The organism is Psittacicella gerlachiana, assembly GCF_003585965.1.
Lineage (GTDB): Bacteria > Pseudomonadota > Gammaproteobacteria > Enterobacterales > Psittacicellaceae > Psittacicella > Psittacicella gerlachiana.
Window position 1 is genome coordinate 1 of record NZ_NRJF01000141.1, and the last position, 2,299, is coordinate 2,299.

The following is a 2,299-nucleotide window of genomic DNA, read 5'->3' on the forward strand; positions in this document are numbered from 1 at the left end:
CGGTATTATGTAGCAAATGCACAAAACCAAATTAATTACTTATAAAACAATAAATTAACAATAATACTATACACTATAAAGAGAATAAGGCAATCATAAGACTGCCTTATTTTTTATTCTCATCTACGCTTATTTAAATCTTACTGTAAATTTATTACGTTACCCCATAAAATTAGAGTAAGATGATATAACAAAGATCACCTCAATTAATAAGATACATTTTATCGCAATAACAATCCATCCAATCAATACAATTCATTTCTACTGCCATTTCTTCTGCTTCACTCGCAAATTCTGAATAAACTTGTTGTAAAATTAATCCTACTCGATACATAGCATAATCATAGGTATATTGAGGATAATCCTCAACTTTATAATAGGTTGGGCTATGTTCTTTATATACAGAGGGATTATAGTATTCGGATAGATAATTAATTTCCATTTTTTCGCTATCTTCAAAAGAAATGAACTCGCTTTCATCAATTTCTGAAAAGGCAATCCTTAATTGCTCCTCGTAATTATCTAAAATTTTAAAGGCTTCACGATGAGATTGGTAAATAAAACATTGTTGAATATAAAGTGGTAGTTTAATGATTTTCATGGTATATACCCTCTGTTATAAGCTAGCAAGCCCAAAACAAACTTGTTGTTTTTTGTTCTTTTGCCAATACCCTATAAAATCTTTTAAAGGGCGAGTGGTTAAGCAACGTTGTAATAAATCGAAGAATTTATCATGGACTGATTTACGTCTATTTTCTTCACGCCATACTATTTCATTAGCGTAAAGCATAAGGTAGTGATTTTTAAACTTATGGTATACGCCATATTGCATACGCCTAAAACGAGCGAAAAAAGATTCAGCAAGATTATTAGTTATACCTTCAATAGAGCAATACTCTTGCGAATGATTGACTCGCCAAAGGTCGTAATGAAAAGCGAGGTTATCATAGGCAGGGTTTTCATCGGTGTAGATGGTCGTATTAGGGCTGACAAGCTAATAGGTTAGTTGCATAATATCGTGGGTATTTTCCTCTTTAACAAGGGATACTATGTGGCGATTTGCTCCTTGTTTCTGGTCGTCTTGTTGGCTAAACACTAATACGCAGGCTTTATCTTGTCGTTGATAGCATTTTTTGCGTCTATCTATTCGTTTATGTCGAAAATTTTTAGGACGTAGATAGTGATTAACGTAGCAACCGTCAATATGCACTTGTCCTGTTAGAGGGAAATATCTTTAGTTTGATTTAATGTTTCTCTGAATTTATGCAAAAGCACCCATGCGGTTTTATACTGTACATTTAGGCTATGTGAAAGCTCAACGGCAGAAATCCACTTTGCATTTAAGGTAAATAGAAGTAAGGCAATTAAGAGTTGTTTTAATGATAATTTTGAGCCATGAAAAATAGTGCCAGCGGTAATGGAAAAGCAGTAATGGCAATATTTGCATCGCCATTGCTGACGAGTAGCGTTAAAATAAGCGTTGTGACATTTTTGACAACGAGGACAAATAACATGATGAAGATTATCACTTTGTTGCCAACGTGCTTTGATGAGCATTTTCAAAATATCAATATCAGACATCTCACTCACTTGTGCAATAGACAAGTGGCGAGCGTTTGCTGATAAAAGAAAATGCTGTGTCATAAAAAGAAATCCCTTTATTGAAATTCTGTTTAGCCTTTTAAGGCTTAAAGCAAAAATCCAATAAAGGGACTTCAAATTTTATGGCTTAAATTTTAATTTAATACTGAACCAATGTCAAGTTATTTTTGTTTGTCAAGTAAATTTACAAAACATTGGTTTAGGTATTAATTCCTTAATTTTTCTGGTGGTAATGGTGTCAAGTGAATTATTTTTATAAGTTTGTTTGGTTTATTTTTGTTCAATTAAATTTTTCATTAATATTTATGAGAAAGACTATCTAAGAAAACAAGTAATCCTATAAGTTCATTTGCTATTAGGTTATCTAAATGATATGTTAAGTGTTCTTCTATTTTATCTTCCACAATAGTAATAAACTTTCTTTTATAGGACTTATCTCATCATATATACAACTAATAAAAACTAATTGATATAATAATTATAAATTTATTAAGTTGTTAAATCACCTAACTATTTCACAACTTCTTGAATTTGACTAACAGCTTGCCATTTGCTATCCATTGCATTTTTAATTTTATTTGAGATCTCTAAAATTTTACTCCTATCATTATGTATCGGCAATTTTAATTCTTTCCAACGATCTGCTATATTAGGTAAAGTAGTTTCTATTAATATTTTATTTTTAGCTTGTTCTTGT

Annotated in this window: 2 protein-coding genes and 1 pseudogene; all 3 read right to left on the reverse strand. The window is 30.9% G+C overall.

The window, feature by feature from the left end; genetic code table 11:
- Nucleotides 1-202 precede the first annotated feature (202 nt).
- Nucleotides 203-601, reverse strand: coding sequence for a hypothetical protein (locus CKF59_RS05150; protein ID WP_119534898.1), 399 nt, complete (start codon nt 599-601; stop codon nt 203-205).
- Nucleotides 602-616: 15 nt separating this feature from the next.
- A pseudogene (locus CKF59_RS08095) lies at nt 617-1,644 on the reverse strand (IS1595 family transposase).
- 468 nt (nt 1,645-2,112) lie between these two features.
- The coding region (locus CKF59_RS05160) for a hypothetical protein (protein WP_222985602.1) at nt 2,113-2,299 on the reverse strand (187 nt) is incomplete at its 5' end.

Excerpts from the sequence above, each read along its gene's own strand:
- CKF59_RS05150 (WP_119534898.1), bottom strand. The coding sequence starts at position 601 with ATGAAAATCATTAAACTACCACTTTATATTCAACAATGTTTTATTTAC.